The sequence below is a fragment of the Nocardia sp. CA-120079 genome (genome assembly GCF_050955745.1).
Lineage (GTDB): Bacteria > Actinomycetota > Actinomycetes > Mycobacteriales > Mycobacteriaceae > Nocardia.
Genome location: NZ_CP192088.1, coordinates 1,735,180 through 1,748,322, shown reverse-complemented (window position 1 = coordinate 1,748,322; position 13,143 = coordinate 1,735,180). Strand labels below are relative to the sequence as shown.

Sequence of the window (13,143 nt, the reverse complement as noted above, 5' to 3'; positions counted from 1 at the left end):
CAGCGAAGGTGATCTCATGACGGTCGACTACGCCCAGACAACCGCCACCGTGACCAAAATCGGCGCCCGCATCGGCGCCCAGGTCGACAATGTCCGGCTCGGCGGCGATGTGGACTCGGCAACCGTCGCGGTGATCCGGCGCGCGCTGCTCGAGCACAAGGTCATCTTCTTCCGCGGCCAGGACCATTTGACCGAGGACGGGCAGTACGAGTTCGCGCAACTGCTCGGCACTCCCACCACCCCGCATCCGACAGTCACCTCGCACGGCGTCAAGAGTCTGGCCATCGACTCGGAGTACGGCCGCGCCAATAGCTGGCACACCGACGTCACCTTCGTCGACCGGATCCCGAAGGCCTCCATCCTGCGCGCGGTCACCCTGCCGACCTACGGCGGCTCCACCACCTGGGCCTCCACCGTCGCCGCCTACGATTCGCTGCCGGAGCCGCTCAAGCGCCTGGCCGAGAGCCTGCGGGCGGTGCACACCAACCTCTACGACTACGCCGCCACCGACGTCGACCGGAGCAACCCGAACACCGACGCCTACCGCGCCGAGTTCCAGTCCGACTACTACGAGACCGAGCACCCGGTGGTGCGGGTGCACCCGGAGACCGGTGAGCGCGCCCTGTTGGTCGGGCACTTCGTCAAGCGCTTCGTCGGGGTCTCCACCAGCGAGTCCCAGGCCCTGTTCCGCCTGTTCCAGGACCGCGTGACCAAGCTGGAGAACACCACCCGCTGGAACTGGCAGCCCGGTGACGTCGCCATTTGGGATAACCGCGCCACCCAGCACTACGCCGTCGACGACTACGACAACCAGCCGCGCAAGCTGACCCGGATCACCCTCGCCGGCGATATCCCGGTCGGTGTCGACGGCCTCGCGAGCACCTCACACCACGGCAATGCCGAGCACTACTCGATCATCGAGGAAGCTTCCCCGCTCGAAGTGTGACGACGATCGCACGGCTGCCGCAGTACGCCGATTGTGCTGCGGCAGTTGAGGGGCCGTGCGGTTGTGGTACCGGCATTCGCCGAGGTACGAGGTCGGGCCGTTGCCGGGCGGCACGATAGTACAGACTGATGCCATGAGCATCAGCCCGCTGGACGGGGTTCGCGTCCTGGAACTCGGCAATTACATCGCCGCGCCGACCGCTGGTCGCATCCTCGGCGATTTCGGTGCCGAGGTGATCAAAGTGGAGCGCCCGAAGGCCGGCGACGAGCTGCGCAACTGGCGACTCTACGGCGGCGATACCTCGATGCTGTACCGCACCATCAACCGGAACAAGAAGTCGATCACGCTGGATCTGCGCACCGAGGCAGGTCGAGGCATCGTCCTGGATCTGCTGCGGCACTGCGATGTGCTGCTGGAGAATTTCCGGCCGGGCATGCTCGAGAAGTGGGGCCTCGGTCCGGCGGTGCTGAACGAAGTCAATCCGGATCTGGTGATCACCCGGATTTCGGCTTATGGGCAAACCGGGCCGCTGGCCGCGCGGCCCGGTTTCGCCGCGGTCGCCGAGGCGGTCGGCGGGCTGCGCGAACTCGTCGGTGATCCGGATCGGCCGCCGGTTCGGGTCGGCGTGTCCATCGGTGATTCGATCGCGGGGATCTACGCGGCGTTCGGCACGGTGATGGCGCTGTTCCAGCGGCAACGCACCAACGAGTCGATACCGCTGGGCGAACGCGTCATCGATGTAGCGCTGAACGAGGCGATCCTGTCGGTGATGGAATCGCTGGTGCCCGACTATCTTGCCTACGGCATCAATCGCGAGCGGGTCGGCGGGCGGATGGAAGGCATCGCGCCGAGTAATGCCTACCCGACCGCCGACGGTGCGAGCATCATCATCGGCGGCAACGGGGATGCCATCTTCCAGCGCTATATGGAGGTGATCGGCCGTCCCGATCTGGCCGCCGATCCGGAACTGCGGGACAATGCCGGACGCTGGCGCAATCGCGAACGGCTCGACGCGTCCATTGCCGAATGGACCGTGCGGCACACCCGCGACGAGGCGTTGAAACTGTTGGAGGCGGCGGCTATTCCGTGCGGCCCCATCTACACCGCCGCCGATATCGTCGACGACGAGCAATACCAGGCGCGCAATATGATTCAGCCGTTCCCGGTGGATGTCGGTGCGCCGCAACCGAAGACGGTCGGCTTTCCCGGCATAGTGCCCGTGATCGGTGAAAAGTCCCTGCCGATCCGCAATGTCGGACCGGACCTGGGTGCGCACACGCGAGAGGTGCTGTCGGAACTGCTCGGAATGAGCGATGCCGATATCGCCGGATTGGAGGCGTGATGCGCGCCGGTATCAATGGAGTGGAGGCGGTATGACGCGACGGGTATACGGCAGGCGTCGACCGCCGGGGCGCGGTGCGCGCGAAGTGAGTGCGCCCGGACACGCGCGTCCGACGGTGCATCCCACCCCGGCCACGAATGAAAAGCCCTGCGGCGGGGTGATGTGCGTGCCGATGCATGTGCGTCAGGCGCCACCGACCCGGGATGCCCGGGAGGAGGAGTGATGCTGCGCGATGTGACCTTGCGCGACGGGCTGCAGTTGACCGGAAAGGTGCTGCCGGTCGAGCGCAAGGTGGACATCGTGCGCCGACTGCTCGCCGTGGGCGTGCCCGCACTGGAGATCGGGTCGATGGCACGTCCCGATCTGGTGCCGCCGATGGCCAACACCTTGGAACTCATTGCCGCGCTCAGCCCCGAAGAGCTGCAACGCTGTTGGGTCTGGGTGGCCACGCCGCGCCATGTTGAGAAGGCCGCCGCCGCGGGCGTGCGCAACTTCCAGTACTGCTTCTCCGCATCGGACGCGCACAATAAGGCCAATATCGGCCGCAGCACCGAGGACAGTGTCGCCGCGATGCCGGATGCTGTTCGGTTGGCGCGCGATGCGGGCGGCGAAATCCAGCTCTGCCTCGCCACCAGTTTCACCTGCCCCTTCGACGGTCCCGTCGATCCCGAGCGAGTCCTGGCCATTGCCAACGACCCGCGCACCGAGGGCGCTCGCGACATCGTCATCGCCGATACCCTGGGCCAGGCCCACCCGACCCAGGTGTCGGAGCTGATCTCGGCGGTGCGCGACCGAACCCCGCACCGCCGCATCGTCTTCCACGGTCACGACACGTGGGGCATGGGCGTCGCCAACACCCTGGCCGCCCTGCAGGCCGGAGCGACCATGGTCGACGGCTCCCTCGGCGGCCTCGGCGGCTGCCCCTTCGCCCCCGGCGCCAGCGGCAACACCTCCACCGAAGACATTCTCTTCGCCACCCGCCCCACCTGGTTCACCCCACCGGTCCTTGCCACCCTGGTAACCCTCACCGAAGCCCTACTCACCGACCTCGACGAACCCAACCGCTCCCGCACCGCCGAAGGCACCCGCTCCAAAGCCGCCGCCTTCGAATGGGTCACCCCCGTCCCCTGACCGCCGCACGAGCAGTGCGTACCTCGCAAAAGCCGTAGCCCCTGCGAGGTCACCAATGCCTATGCGGCACCCGCTACTTGCTCAGTGCGGTTGTGGCCGAGGTGAATTGGTAGTGCACGAAATCGCGGACGGGTTCGAAGCCGATGGTGCGGTAGATGTGGTTCGCGGTGGAGTTGGCGATGTCGGCGAAGAGGCAGACGTTCAGGTTGTTCCAGCGCAGGGTGCGCGATAGGTGGGCGGTGAGGATGCCGGCGTAGCCGTTGCCGCGGTGGGCCGGTGGTGTGTATACGGGTCCGATTCGGGACCAGCCGAAGACCGGGACCTGGTGTGCGGCAAGGGAGACGGGCTCGCCGTCGCGTTCCCACAGCCACCAGCGACCGGTCGCGATGCGATTGCGGATGGCGATGGCGGTCAGGGTCGGCGGCGGCATACCGGATTCGAGGCGCATGGCTTCGGCCCATTCGGCGCATAGGCCGACATCGGAATCGGTTGCGCGACGGGCTGATCCGGCGGCCTTCGGAAAGTTCAGATCCGCGAGCCGGTAGAGGCGCGTCGAGTACACCTCCCGATAGCCGACACCGTGCCATTTGCCCCAGCGCTCGGCAAATTCGGTCGCATCGTCGGTCGCGCCCTCGACCCCGCCCGCGTCCGCAGCGACCTCGGCCATCGCATCGGCGGCGGGCACAATACTTCCCGCGGGCAGCTCACCGAGATACACGCCGCGTCCGGCCGCGCGCATGGCAACGCCGATCACCGTCGCGTCGTCGTCGTGGACGGACAGGAACCGCGAGCAGTCGGCATCGACCTGCATGCCGGTCAGGTGGTTGGCGATCCCGGTGGTGATCACCGTGTGCCGCAACGGTTCACGTCGCAGAAACGGCTCGGTCAGTGACCGGAACCGTGCGGCATCGGCGGTGATCTCGATCCTCATACCGGATTACGCTAGAGCGTGAAAGCCCTGCGTGCTCGCAATTTTCCGCGCCGCCGCGGCACGGTTCAGCTGGTTCGATCCGCCCGTAGCTTCAGCAGCACCAGACCAGCCGTGCACGCCAGAATCAGTCCGGCGACAGTGATTTCGACGTGCAGTCCGGCGATGCCGAGCACGGCTCCGACGATGCCGCCGATGAAAATCAGCCAGGCCGTTATCCGCGACAAAATCGTGGACAGGGTGGGCACCGGCGGGTTCGACACGACTTGCTGCGAAGTTTCCGGGGCGGCCGATTCGTCGGCCGTGGCGGAGGCTCGCAACGGAGTTGTCGAGTAAGCTCCCATCATCAACTCCTCGATGACGCCGATCAGAGTGTTGCCGTCGCCCGATTTCCATCGCGCGTCTCTCATCTAGGTACTGGCGTCTCACGCGTAACTTTGATCACACACGCTACGGCCCGGGAACGTGGTTCGACCACGACACGTGCCCGCGACACGCCGAAGAGACCAATTCGATATCTGAGTCACCACTGTTTAATTCATGCCGGCACCGCACGTGTCCAGCGTGTGCTCGTCTGGCCGGGGCGACCGGCCTCGATTATTGTGAGCTCCACTCGAACGGACGAGGAGTGTTACCGATGGAGAGCAGCAGGGCCAAGATCGCCGGTCCGGTAATCGCCGCGGGCGCAGTCTCTCTCGGACTCGTTCTCATCGGCGCCTGCGGAATCGGCAAGCACGACACCTACGTCGCGCCCCCGCCGATCAAATCCGCCAATGACGACGCCGTCCCGGCAGTGCGCTACGGCACCACCAGCACCTCGGCGGCGCCGAAGGTGTTCATCCCGCCGTCGCCGAGCTGGCAGGTCGCGCGCCCTGGACCGCCGCGCAAGTCGGTCGATTTCACCGTTCCACCGTCGGCGCGGCCGGAATCCACGACCCGAGGGACAGAGACCTCCCCGTCGTACGCCGTGCCGCCGCCCGCTTTCACCACCGAGATCGAGCTGCCGCCGACCACCCAGTCGCATCCTGCCGTCGACCCGACCATCGAAGAGCCGCCGACGACGCGCCGCGTGCCGACGGCCAGCTCGCCGGGCCTCAGCGACGACGAATAGCAAAACGGCGGCGCGTACCTCGTACGCGCCGCCGTTCGGAACTACCGGACCCTACAGCTGCGGCAGGTCGTAGTCACCGACCTGCGCACTGAGCACCCGCAGATGCTCCAGCCCGCCGCCGAGCGTGCGCTCGATCGCGGTGAGCCGAGCGACGTAATGGCTCACCGGGTACTCCGCGGTGACGCCGATGCCGCCGTGCATCTGGATCGCCTCCTGGCCGATATGCCGAGCCGACCGGCCGACCTGCAGCCGCGCCCGCGACGCGACGACAGGGTCAGCGGCGCCATCGGCCAGCGACGCATTCGCGTAGAGGCTCATGCTGCGCGCCAGTTCCAGCGAGACGTACATATTCGCCGCCCGCTGGGTCAGCGTCTGGAACTTCGACAGCGTGACACCGAACTGCTTGCGCGTCTTCAGGTAATCCGTCGTCAGCCGCAGCGCTTCCTCCATCGCACCGATGGACTCCGCGCACAGCGCGGCCTGGGCGTGCCCGATCGTGATCTGCACCGCCTCGGCGGCGTCGATATTGTCACCGAGCAATTCGCCTGGGACCTTGTCGAATTCGATCTGCGCGCCGCGCTGACCGTCGAGCGTCCGGTACGCCGTGCGCTGCACTCCGGCCGCATCCACCAGGAACAGTCCGATGCCACCGGTCGGCAGCACCGCGCTGACCACCAGCTCATCGGCGCTGTCACCGTGCGGAACCGGGTTCTTCAGACCCGTCAGCACCCACGAATCGCCCTGCTGCACAGCGGTGGTCGCGAGTTCGGTGGACGGCCAGCGCACACCGGGCTCGGCATGCGCGAACGCCAGCAGTTTGGTGCCGCCGGTCACCTCGGGCAGAATCCGCTGCCGCTGTTCGGCACTGCCGACCCGCGCGACCAGACCGCCCGGCACCAGCACCGCATCCAGCAGCGGTTCGGGTGCGAGCCTGCGCCCGATCTCCTCGAGGACGACCATAGTCTCCACCGGACCGGCGCCGACGCCGCCGTCCTCCTCGGTGAAGCTCAGGCCGAGCACGCCGAGTTCGGCCAGCTGGTTCCAGACATCGCGGCTCCAGCCGAGTTCGGTGTCGGTGACCTTCAGACGGGTCTCGGGATCGTAGTTGCGGGCGAGCAGTTCGCGAACCGTGTCGCGCAGCATGACCTGTTCATCGGTGAGTTCGAAATCCATGGCGGCGCCTCACAATCCGAGGATCGTGGAGGCGATGATGGTGCGCTGCACCTCGCTGGAGCCTCCATAGATGGTGGTCTTGCGGTAGTTCAGATAGCCGGGGCCGCTGCGCTGTGCCCAACCGGGCGAGGCGATATCGGCGGCGTCGACCGGGAGTGCATCCTGGCCCGCGATATCGAGCAGCAGCTCGGTCGTGGCCTGCTGCAGCTCGGAACCGCGCAGCTTGAGCACCGACGAGGCCGGATTCGGCTTACCGTCCGAGGAGTTCGAGACCACGCGCAGCTGGGTCAGTTCCAGTGCGAGCAGTTCGTTCTCCAGTTCGGCGATGCGCGCGGCGAAGACCGGATCCTCGAGCAGGGTGCCCGAACCCGACTTGGTCTGGCGCGCGTAATCCTTCGCGACACCGAGCTTGACCTTGGTACGACCGACACCGGTGATGCCCGTGCGCTCGTTGCCGAGCAGGAATTTCGCGTAGCTCCAGCCCTGGTTCTCCTCGCCGACCAGCTGATCGGCGGGCACCCGCACATTCTCGAAGAAGACCTCGTTGACCTCGTAGCCACCGTCGATCAACTTGATCGGGCGGATGGTGACGCCGGGAGACTTCACATCGAACAGCAGGAAGGAGATGCCCGCCTGCTTCTTCGACGCGTTCGGATCGGTGCGGACCAGGCAGAAGATCCAGTCCGCGTACTGGCCGAGCGTGGTCCAGATCTTCTGGCCGTTGACGATGTAGGAGTCACCGTCGCGCACCGCGGTGGTGCGCAGCGAGGCCAGGTCGGATCCGGCGTCGGGCTCGGAGAAGCCCTGGCACCACCAGATATCCAGCGCGGCCGTCGGCGGCAGGAAGCGCTCCTTGATCTCCTGCGAGCCGAATTGCGCGATCACCGGGCCGACCATCTGGGCATTGAACGTCAGCGGCTCGGGCACCGATGCCAGCTGCATTTCGTCCTGCCAGATGTGGCGCTGAATCGGCGTCCAGTCCTTGCCGCCCCACGCGACCGGCCAGTTCGGCACGGCCAGACCGTGGTCGTTGAGGATTTTGTGCGAAGTGACGATGTCCTCGCGGGTCAGTTCGTGGCCGTATTTGACGCGGTCACGGATGTCTGCGGGGATCTCGGTCCGGTAGAAGTTCCGCAGCTCGTCGCGGAAGCCCACCTCTTCGGGCGTCAGACTTAGTTTCATACACATCTCCCGGTGTGTCTCGTACGTCCGCGTCAAACCTACCCCCCGGTAATCTCGCACTGTCGAGTGGGTCACAAGGGCAGATCGGCGATGTGTCGCGCGCCGGCCCTCAGCGGCCGGTGCGCTTGGTTGTGAGTCCCTGGGCGGCGTAAGCGACGAACTGGTACGTTGCTGCTCGTGGGGCGGAGCTATCCCGGTGTTCGGTATCGAGGAGAACGAGTGAACGGCAGATCCATCGCACGCGCCGCCGCGGCAGTGACCTCTCTCGGCATCGGTGCGGTCCTCGCCCTGACCGGTACGGCGGTCGCCGAGCCATCCACCGTCGATACCGGACTCGAACAGCTCACCACCGATGCCGGATCCGATCCGGCCGCGCGGGCGGGCGTCGGAGCGCTCAGCCAGTTCACGAAGCTGGTGGATATCGCCGAGCTGCGCAATGTCTCGGCCGCCTTCACCCCGTTCGCCTATGCCGCGCCGACCTTCGGCTGCGGCAGCACCGGCCCGGTCACCACGATCATCGCGGCGGCCTCCACCGACGGATCCAACCCCAATGGCGCCGCGGACCCCCTGCCCGGCACTCTGCGGTTCAGCGCGACGCCCGCGCATTCGGGCGCACCGCTGTCCTCCGGGCTCGTCGTGGCCTGGCTGAACGTCAATACCGGCGCGAGCGGCCTCACCACGCTCGACGACCGGACCGAATACAACATGCCGACGCTGTCGAAGACCGTGACCAGCGGTCCTGGCACGGTCATCGCCTCGATGTGGGGCATGATCGACTACCCGTTCGCGCACTGCGTGATGACGCCGACGGTCGGGACGTTCTACGTTCCGGATCTTCCGGTACTGCCGCCGGCGCCGGCGCCCGAGAGCGCCGCACCGGCACCGGCGGCACAGCCCGCCTCGACTCAGGACCCCGTGGCGCCGGCCGCCCCGAACCATGCGGACTCCGTATCGCGGGACGAAATCGCGCACCAGAACAACTGAGCGCTCAAGCCACCTTGCCGAAGAACGCCCGGATATCGGCGACGTGCATATCCGGCAGTTCCATCGGCACGAAGTGGTTTCCGGTATTGCCCTCGGGCCAGTGCGCAATGGTGTTGTCGCGCTCGGCGAGTCGCAGCATGAGTGCGGAACCGCCCGCGTAGACGCCCGTCGGTACCGCCTGCTGGCCGGTAGGCCAGACGAATCCACCGTCGCCGAGTCCGTTGTACATCGGCCAGGACGACGTCCCTGTCGTGTTGGTGAACCAGTACAGGCTGATATTGGTCAGCAGATGATCGCGGTCCATGACGTCCTCGGCCAGTTCGGCCAACGGAGTGAACTCGTGGAATTTCTGCATCAGCCAGGCGAGCAGGCCCACCGGCGAATCGGTCCAGGCGTGCGCGAAAGTCTGTGGCGCGGCACGCAATAGCACGTGGTGGTTCACGCCACCGGACATCCAGCCCTGCATCTGATCCCATTCCGCGCGTTCCTCCGGCGTCATGGTCGGCACGTCGGCCTCGGTCGGCATGCCGATACCGCCATCGATATGCACGCCGACCACGCGATCCGGTGCGATGAGAGCGATTTCGGGCGCCACGTAGGCCCCGAGATCACCACCCTGGGTGCCATAGCGCTGGTAGCCGAGCCGGTCCATCAGCTCGACCCACATCTGCGCCACTCGACGCACGGTCATCCCGGTCTCCTTCGGCCCCTCGGAGAATGCGAAACCGGGCACCGACGGGACCACCACATGGAACGCCTGCGCCGGATCGAGTCCGTGGGCGCGCGGATCGGTCAGCAGGCCAATGGTTTTGGTGAATTCGACGAACGAATTGGGCCAGCCGTGGGTCAGGATCAGTGGCAGCGCATCCGGCTCGGGCGAACGCACATGCAGGAAATGCACGTCCAGGCCGTCGATTTCGGTGACGAACTGCGGGAACTCGTTCAACGCCGCCTCCTGTGCCCGCCAGTCGAATCCGGTGCGCCAGTACTCGGCCAGCTCCCGCAGATAGTCGACCGGGACACCGCGCTCCCAGCCCTTGCCCGGCAGTTGCGCAGACCAGCGGGTGCGGGCCAGCCGGTCGATCAGATCGTCGATATCGGCCTGCGGAATGTCGATGCGGAAGGGGCGGATCTCGTTCATCGGGTGACTCCTAGCTCTTGGGGTACGGCAACCACGTTAGGAGCCAACTAGGACAAATCAGGTCCTAGTTATCTGGAATCCTGAAATCATGAACGACACCCCCGCCCGCTTGCTGCGCCTGCTCTCCCTGTTGCAGACACCACGGGAATGGCCGGGCAGCGAACTCGCCGATCGACTCGGCGTCACCGACCGCACCGTGCGCCGCGATATCGACCGGCTACGCGAACTCGGCTATCCGGTCGAGGCGACTATGGGCGCGACGGGCGGCTACCGGCTCGTCGCCGGTACCGCGATGCCGCCCCTCCTGGTCGATGACGAAGAGGCAGTAGCCATCGCGGTGGGACTGCGCGCGGCCGCCGGATCGGCGATCGTCGGTATCGAGGAGGCCTCGGTCCGCGCGCTCGCCAAGCTGGAACAGGTGTTGCCCGCCAGATTGCGCCGCAGGGTGCGGGTGCTCGGCACCGCCCTGGTGCCGCACACCGACGACGCCCCGGCGGTCGATCCCGAGGTGCTGACCGCGCTGGCCGCGGCGGTAACCAACAGGGAGCGGGTACGTTTCGCGTATCGGGGCGAATCCGGTGCCGAAACCCGTCGCCATATCGAACCGGTCGGGCTGGTGCCGTCACGGCGCCGCTGGTACCTCGTCGGCCACGATGTGGACCGCGACGACTGGCGCGTCTTCCGAGTCGATCGCATCGACCGACCGCAACCCACCGGCGCTCGCTACCGCCCGCGACCGCTACCCGCGGCGGATCCGGCCGCCTATGTGGCGGGTCGCCGAACCGATTGGGGCACACCGTCCTTCCGCGTCCGCGTGACGATCCAGGCCCCGATCGGCCGGGTCGCGGGACGTCTCGGCGACTCCCCCGGCGATATCGCGCCCATCGACGACGACTCCTGCCGACTGGAGGCCAGCCGCGACGACGACCCGACCTGGTTGGCATACCGCCTGATCGAACTCGGCGCGGACTTCCGAGTCCACGAGCCGGCCGCCCTGGTGGAGCGGTTGCGCACGATCGCATCCCGCATAACCGACGCCGTCACTTGATGGCCGACGAAGCGATGTGCACGATAGGAGTCCGATTTCCGAACCGGAGGCTGAACCGTGCTCGACGCCGACGACGTGCGCCGCATCGCGTTGTCCTTTCCCAAGACCGTGGAGAAGGAACGCTGGAACCATCCCACCTTCGATGTGGCGGGCAAAATGTTCGTCACCATCCCCGACGATCAGACCTCGGTCGCCATCCGCTGCCCCAGACACGATCGCGCGGAACTCATCGCCGCCGAACCGGACAAGTTCTGGGTTCCGCCGCACGAGGCGTCCTCGTCCTGGGTCCGGGCCCGGCTCTGCGCCGTGGAAGATATCGACGAACTCTACGACATCCTGCTGGATTCCTGGCGTCAGGCCGCGCCCGCCGATCTCATCGAAGACTGACCGATTCGCTCAGCGCGACAGCCGAATCCGCAGGATCGCGCCGCTCTCGGTGCCGGCGATGAGTTCGTCCGAGCGGCCGGGCACGGCGACCACCGATGTCATCGGTTCGCCGGTCAGCACCGCGCACGCGGTATTCGTGCTCGGATCGACCCGAACCAGCTGGCCGGTCAAGGTGGTCACGTAGAGCACACCCGGGTCATCGATGACGAAGTCGTCTGCGAAATCCGGAATTCCGGGTGACACCGTCAAGTCGGCGATCACGGCGACTCGGTCCGGGTCCTCGATCGGGAAGCGCACGATCCGACCGAGCGGATTGCCGTTCATGCTGAGGTAGATCGAACCATCCCGCACCACAATCCCATTGGCGCCGGTGTACTTCGCCCGCACGGTCCAGTCCGCATCGACGCCGCCGTCCGGACGGATCCGGAGCACGCCGAGACTGGAGGCGACGTACAGATTGCCCTGCGTATCGAAGGAGGCACCGTTGGGCATGGTGAGTCCGGAGGCGAATACCGAGGGCCGGGGATCGTTGGGATCGAAGCGCACCACCCCACCTGGACGCACCACACTCGTCGGTGAATTGCCGAAGACGACGTAGAGCAGTCCGTCCGGTCCGAGCCGAATCGCGCCCGGGAATTCGACCGGCACCGTCGCGGTCAACCGGCCCGCGCTGTCGTAGCGCTGCACCTCATTGCGGTACAGCCGCGATACCCACAGATTGCCCTGCGCGTCGTACCCCACATTCTCCGACCAGTCGAGCACCGGCAGACCGGCGGGCACGGCCGTCGCCGCTTGGGCCCGCGCGCATGCGGCGACCGCACCCAGCTGGGGCTCGGCCATGGCGGCCGAGGCATCCACACCGGCACAACTCAGCGCAAATGCGATGACCCACACTCGCACGTTCGGACGATAGGGCTTCCTCAAAGCGAACCTCGACTCTCTATGTCCGACCCTCGGCCGGGAGTCTAGCCACTTTGTCAGTTATGAACTCACCAGTAGTTATGTCAGGAACTCGACTGCATCTCAACGAGTTGCCAGTATTTACGGATGCCATTCTTCGACGGTGCGCGAGGCCGGATGCATTACCGGCGGTGGCCGGTCGACAACCCGGTCGCAGCTGCAGTGCTCTTGCCTGGAATGGGCCAGCACAGCGGCCATTACCACCGCTTCGCCCGCACCCCGAAATCCGCCGGGATCGAGGTGTGGGCGTTGGACACCGCGGGGCACGGGTTGAGCGAGGGTGATCCGAATAATCCCGGCACGCTGGTGGAACTGGTGGCCGATGCGATGCAGCTGATCGAGCTGGTCCGCGCGGAACTACCGGGTACGCCGCTGATCCTGATGGGCCACTCACTCGGGGCCGTCACCGCCCTTGGCATCCTCGGTGCGGCGGTGCCGGATCAGACCAGTGCCGTCGACGACTTGCACGGTCTGGAGGCCAAGTACCCGCTGCACCCGAGCCTGCCGCCGAGCGAACTGATCGGATTGGTGCTGTCGGGAGTGCCGAAGCGAGCCCTCGGTGGCGGCGCACCCGGTGCACCCGGCACGCCGTTGCCGAGCACCCTGCCCATCCTCGCGGTGCACGGCATCGAGGACCGACGGGCGCCGATCGATGCGATGAGGGTCTGGACTCGCCGCCACGATTGGGTAAGTTTGCGTGAGTACGCCGACGCCGGGCACGACCTGTTGCACGAGCCGGTGCACGCGCGGGTCGCTGCCGACATCGCGGACTGGATGCAGGGTGTCGTCGTGGGGTTGGCGCACCGGTGA

Annotated in this window: 14 protein-coding genes; 8 read left to right on the top strand and 6 right to left on the bottom strand. The window is 66.6% G+C overall.

Annotated elements, in window-relative coordinates; genetic code table 11:
* Positions 1–16 precede the first annotated feature (16 nt).
* The 3 genes from ACQPYR_RS08055 to ACQPYR_RS08045 all read left to right on the top strand — a co-directional run bounded on the left by ACQPYR_RS08055 (position 17) and on the right by ACQPYR_RS08045 (position 3,419).
* Positions 17–946, top strand: a complete 930-nt coding sequence (locus tag ACQPYR_RS08055) for a TauD/TfdA dioxygenase family protein (protein WP_433635054.1) — start codon at positions 17–19, stop codon at positions 944–946.
* A 133-nt stretch (positions 947–1,079) separates the two neighbouring features.
* The gene (locus ACQPYR_RS08050) at positions 1,080–2,288 is read left to right on the top strand and encodes a CaiB/BaiF CoA transferase family protein (protein WP_433629465.1); all 1,209 of its coding nucleotides are present in this window, start codon (positions 1,080–1,082) and stop codon (positions 2,286–2,288) included.
* A 222-nt stretch (positions 2,289–2,510) separates the two neighbouring features.
* Complete coding sequence (locus ACQPYR_RS08045; protein ID WP_433629462.1) at positions 2,511–3,419, top strand: hydroxymethylglutaryl-CoA lyase; 909 nt, start codon at positions 2,511–2,513, stop codon at positions 3,417–3,419.
* A 73-nt stretch (positions 3,420–3,492) separates the two neighbouring features.
* Here the strand turns inward: ACQPYR_RS08045 and ACQPYR_RS08040 are convergent, their stop codons facing one another.
* Together ACQPYR_RS08040 and ACQPYR_RS08035 are read right to left on the bottom strand one after the other, a co-directional pair.
* Positions 3,493–4,350 carry a GNAT family N-acetyltransferase gene (locus ACQPYR_RS08040; protein WP_433629460.1) on the bottom strand — a complete coding sequence of 286 codons (858 nt, stop codon included), beginning with the start codon at positions 4,348–4,350 and terminating at the stop codon, positions 3,493–3,495.
* Positions 4,351–4,415: 65 nt separating this feature from the next.
* A complete protein-coding gene (locus tag ACQPYR_RS08035; RefSeq protein ID WP_433629457.1) occupies positions 4,416–4,757 on the bottom strand; it encodes a hypothetical protein in 342 nt (113 codons plus the stop codon).
* Positions 4,758–4,984: 227 nt separating this feature from the next.
* Between ACQPYR_RS08035 and ACQPYR_RS08030 the strand changes: the two genes are divergently transcribed.
* Positions 4,985–5,458 carry a hypothetical protein gene (locus tag ACQPYR_RS08030; protein ID WP_433629454.1) on the top strand — a complete coding sequence of 158 codons (474 nt, stop codon included), beginning with the start codon at positions 4,985–4,987 and terminating at the stop codon, positions 5,456–5,458.
* A gap of 51 nt (positions 5,459–5,509) precedes the next feature.
* On the opposite strand, the gene ACQPYR_RS08025 is transcribed toward ACQPYR_RS08030, so the two are convergent.
* Complete coding sequence (locus ACQPYR_RS08025; protein ID WP_433629451.1) at positions 5,510–6,631, bottom strand: acyl-CoA dehydrogenase family protein; 1,122 nt, start codon at positions 6,629–6,631, stop codon at positions 5,510–5,512.
* Between the two features lie 9 nt (positions 6,632–6,640).
* On the bottom strand, positions 6,641–7,813 hold the full coding sequence (locus ACQPYR_RS08020; protein WP_433629448.1) for an acyl-CoA dehydrogenase family protein: 1,173 nt from the start codon (positions 7,811–7,813) through the stop codon (positions 6,641–6,643).
* A 219-nt stretch (positions 7,814–8,032) separates the two neighbouring features.
* Between ACQPYR_RS08020 and ACQPYR_RS08015 the strand changes: the two genes are divergently transcribed.
* On the top strand, positions 8,033–8,797 hold the full coding sequence (locus ACQPYR_RS08015; protein WP_433629445.1) for a hypothetical protein: 765 nt from the start codon (positions 8,033–8,035) through the stop codon (positions 8,795–8,797).
* Between the two features lie 4 nt (positions 8,798–8,801).
* Here the strand turns inward: ACQPYR_RS08015 and ACQPYR_RS08010 are convergent, their stop codons facing one another.
* Positions 8,802–9,938, bottom strand: coding sequence for an epoxide hydrolase family protein (locus ACQPYR_RS08010; protein WP_433629443.1), 1,137 nt, complete (start codon positions 9,936–9,938; stop codon positions 8,802–8,804).
* An 88-nt stretch (positions 9,939–10,026) separates the two neighbouring features.
* On the opposite strand from ACQPYR_RS08010, the gene ACQPYR_RS08005 reads away from it, so the two are divergent.
* Both ACQPYR_RS08005 and ACQPYR_RS08000 read left to right on the top strand, forming a co-directional pair.
* Entirely contained in the window at positions 10,027–10,986 is a 960-nt protein-coding gene (locus ACQPYR_RS08005; protein WP_433629440.1) for a helix-turn-helix transcriptional regulator, read from the top strand.
* A 57-nt stretch (positions 10,987–11,043) separates the two neighbouring features.
* On the top strand, positions 11,044–11,373 hold the full coding sequence (locus ACQPYR_RS08000) for an MmcQ/YjbR family DNA-binding protein (RefSeq protein WP_433629438.1): 330 nt from the start codon (positions 11,044–11,046) through the stop codon (positions 11,371–11,373).
* A 9-nt stretch (positions 11,374–11,382) separates the two neighbouring features.
* Here ACQPYR_RS08000 and ACQPYR_RS07995 read toward each other — a convergent pair whose 3' ends face one another.
* Positions 11,383–12,273, bottom strand: a complete 891-nt coding sequence (locus tag ACQPYR_RS07995) for an SMP-30/gluconolactonase/LRE family protein (protein ID WP_433629435.1) — start codon at positions 12,271–12,273, stop codon at positions 11,383–11,385.
* A 147-nt stretch (positions 12,274–12,420) separates the two neighbouring features.
* Here ACQPYR_RS07995 and ACQPYR_RS07990 point away from each other — a divergent pair, with 147 nt between their 5' ends.
* Complete coding sequence (locus ACQPYR_RS07990; protein ID WP_433629432.1) at positions 12,421–13,143, top strand: alpha/beta hydrolase; 723 nt, start codon at positions 12,421–12,423, stop codon at positions 13,141–13,143.

Coding starts and splice junctions, on each gene's coding strand:
- ACQPYR_RS08040 (WP_433629460.1), bottom strand. CDS start 4,350: ATGAGGATCGAGATCACCGCCGATGCCGCACGGTTCCGGTCACTGACC.
- ACQPYR_RS08055 (WP_433635054.1), top strand. CDS start 17: ATGACGGTCGACTACGCCCAGACAACCGCCACCGTGACCAAAATCGGC.
- ACQPYR_RS08010 (WP_433629443.1), bottom strand. CDS start 9,938: ATGAACGAGATCCGCCCCTTCCGCATCGACATTCCGCAGGCCGATATC.
- ACQPYR_RS08020 (WP_433629448.1), bottom strand. CDS start 7,813: ATGAAACTAAGTCTGACGCCCGAAGAGGTGGGCTTCCGCGACGAGCTG.
- ACQPYR_RS08045 (WP_433629462.1), top strand. CDS start 2,511: ATGCTGCGCGATGTGACCTTGCGCGACGGGCTGCAGTTGACCGGAAAG.
- ACQPYR_RS08005 (WP_433629440.1), top strand. CDS start 10,027: ATGAACGACACCCCCGCCCGCTTGCTGCGCCTGCTCTCCCTGTTGCAG.
- ACQPYR_RS08050 (WP_433629465.1), top strand. CDS start 1,080: ATGAGCATCAGCCCGCTGGACGGGGTTCGCGTCCTGGAACTCGGCAAT.
- ACQPYR_RS08030 (WP_433629454.1), top strand. CDS start 4,985: ATGGAGAGCAGCAGGGCCAAGATCGCCGGTCCGGTAATCGCCGCGGGC.
- ACQPYR_RS08025 (WP_433629451.1), bottom strand. CDS start 6,631: ATGGATTTCGAACTCACCGATGAACAGGTCATGCTGCGCGACACGGTT.
- ACQPYR_RS07990 (WP_433629432.1), top strand. CDS start 12,421: ATGCCATTCTTCGACGGTGCGCGAGGCCGGATGCATTACCGGCGGTGG.
- ACQPYR_RS08035 (WP_433629457.1), bottom strand. CDS start 4,757: ATGAGAGACGCGCGATGGAAATCGGGCGACGGCAACACTCTGATCGGC.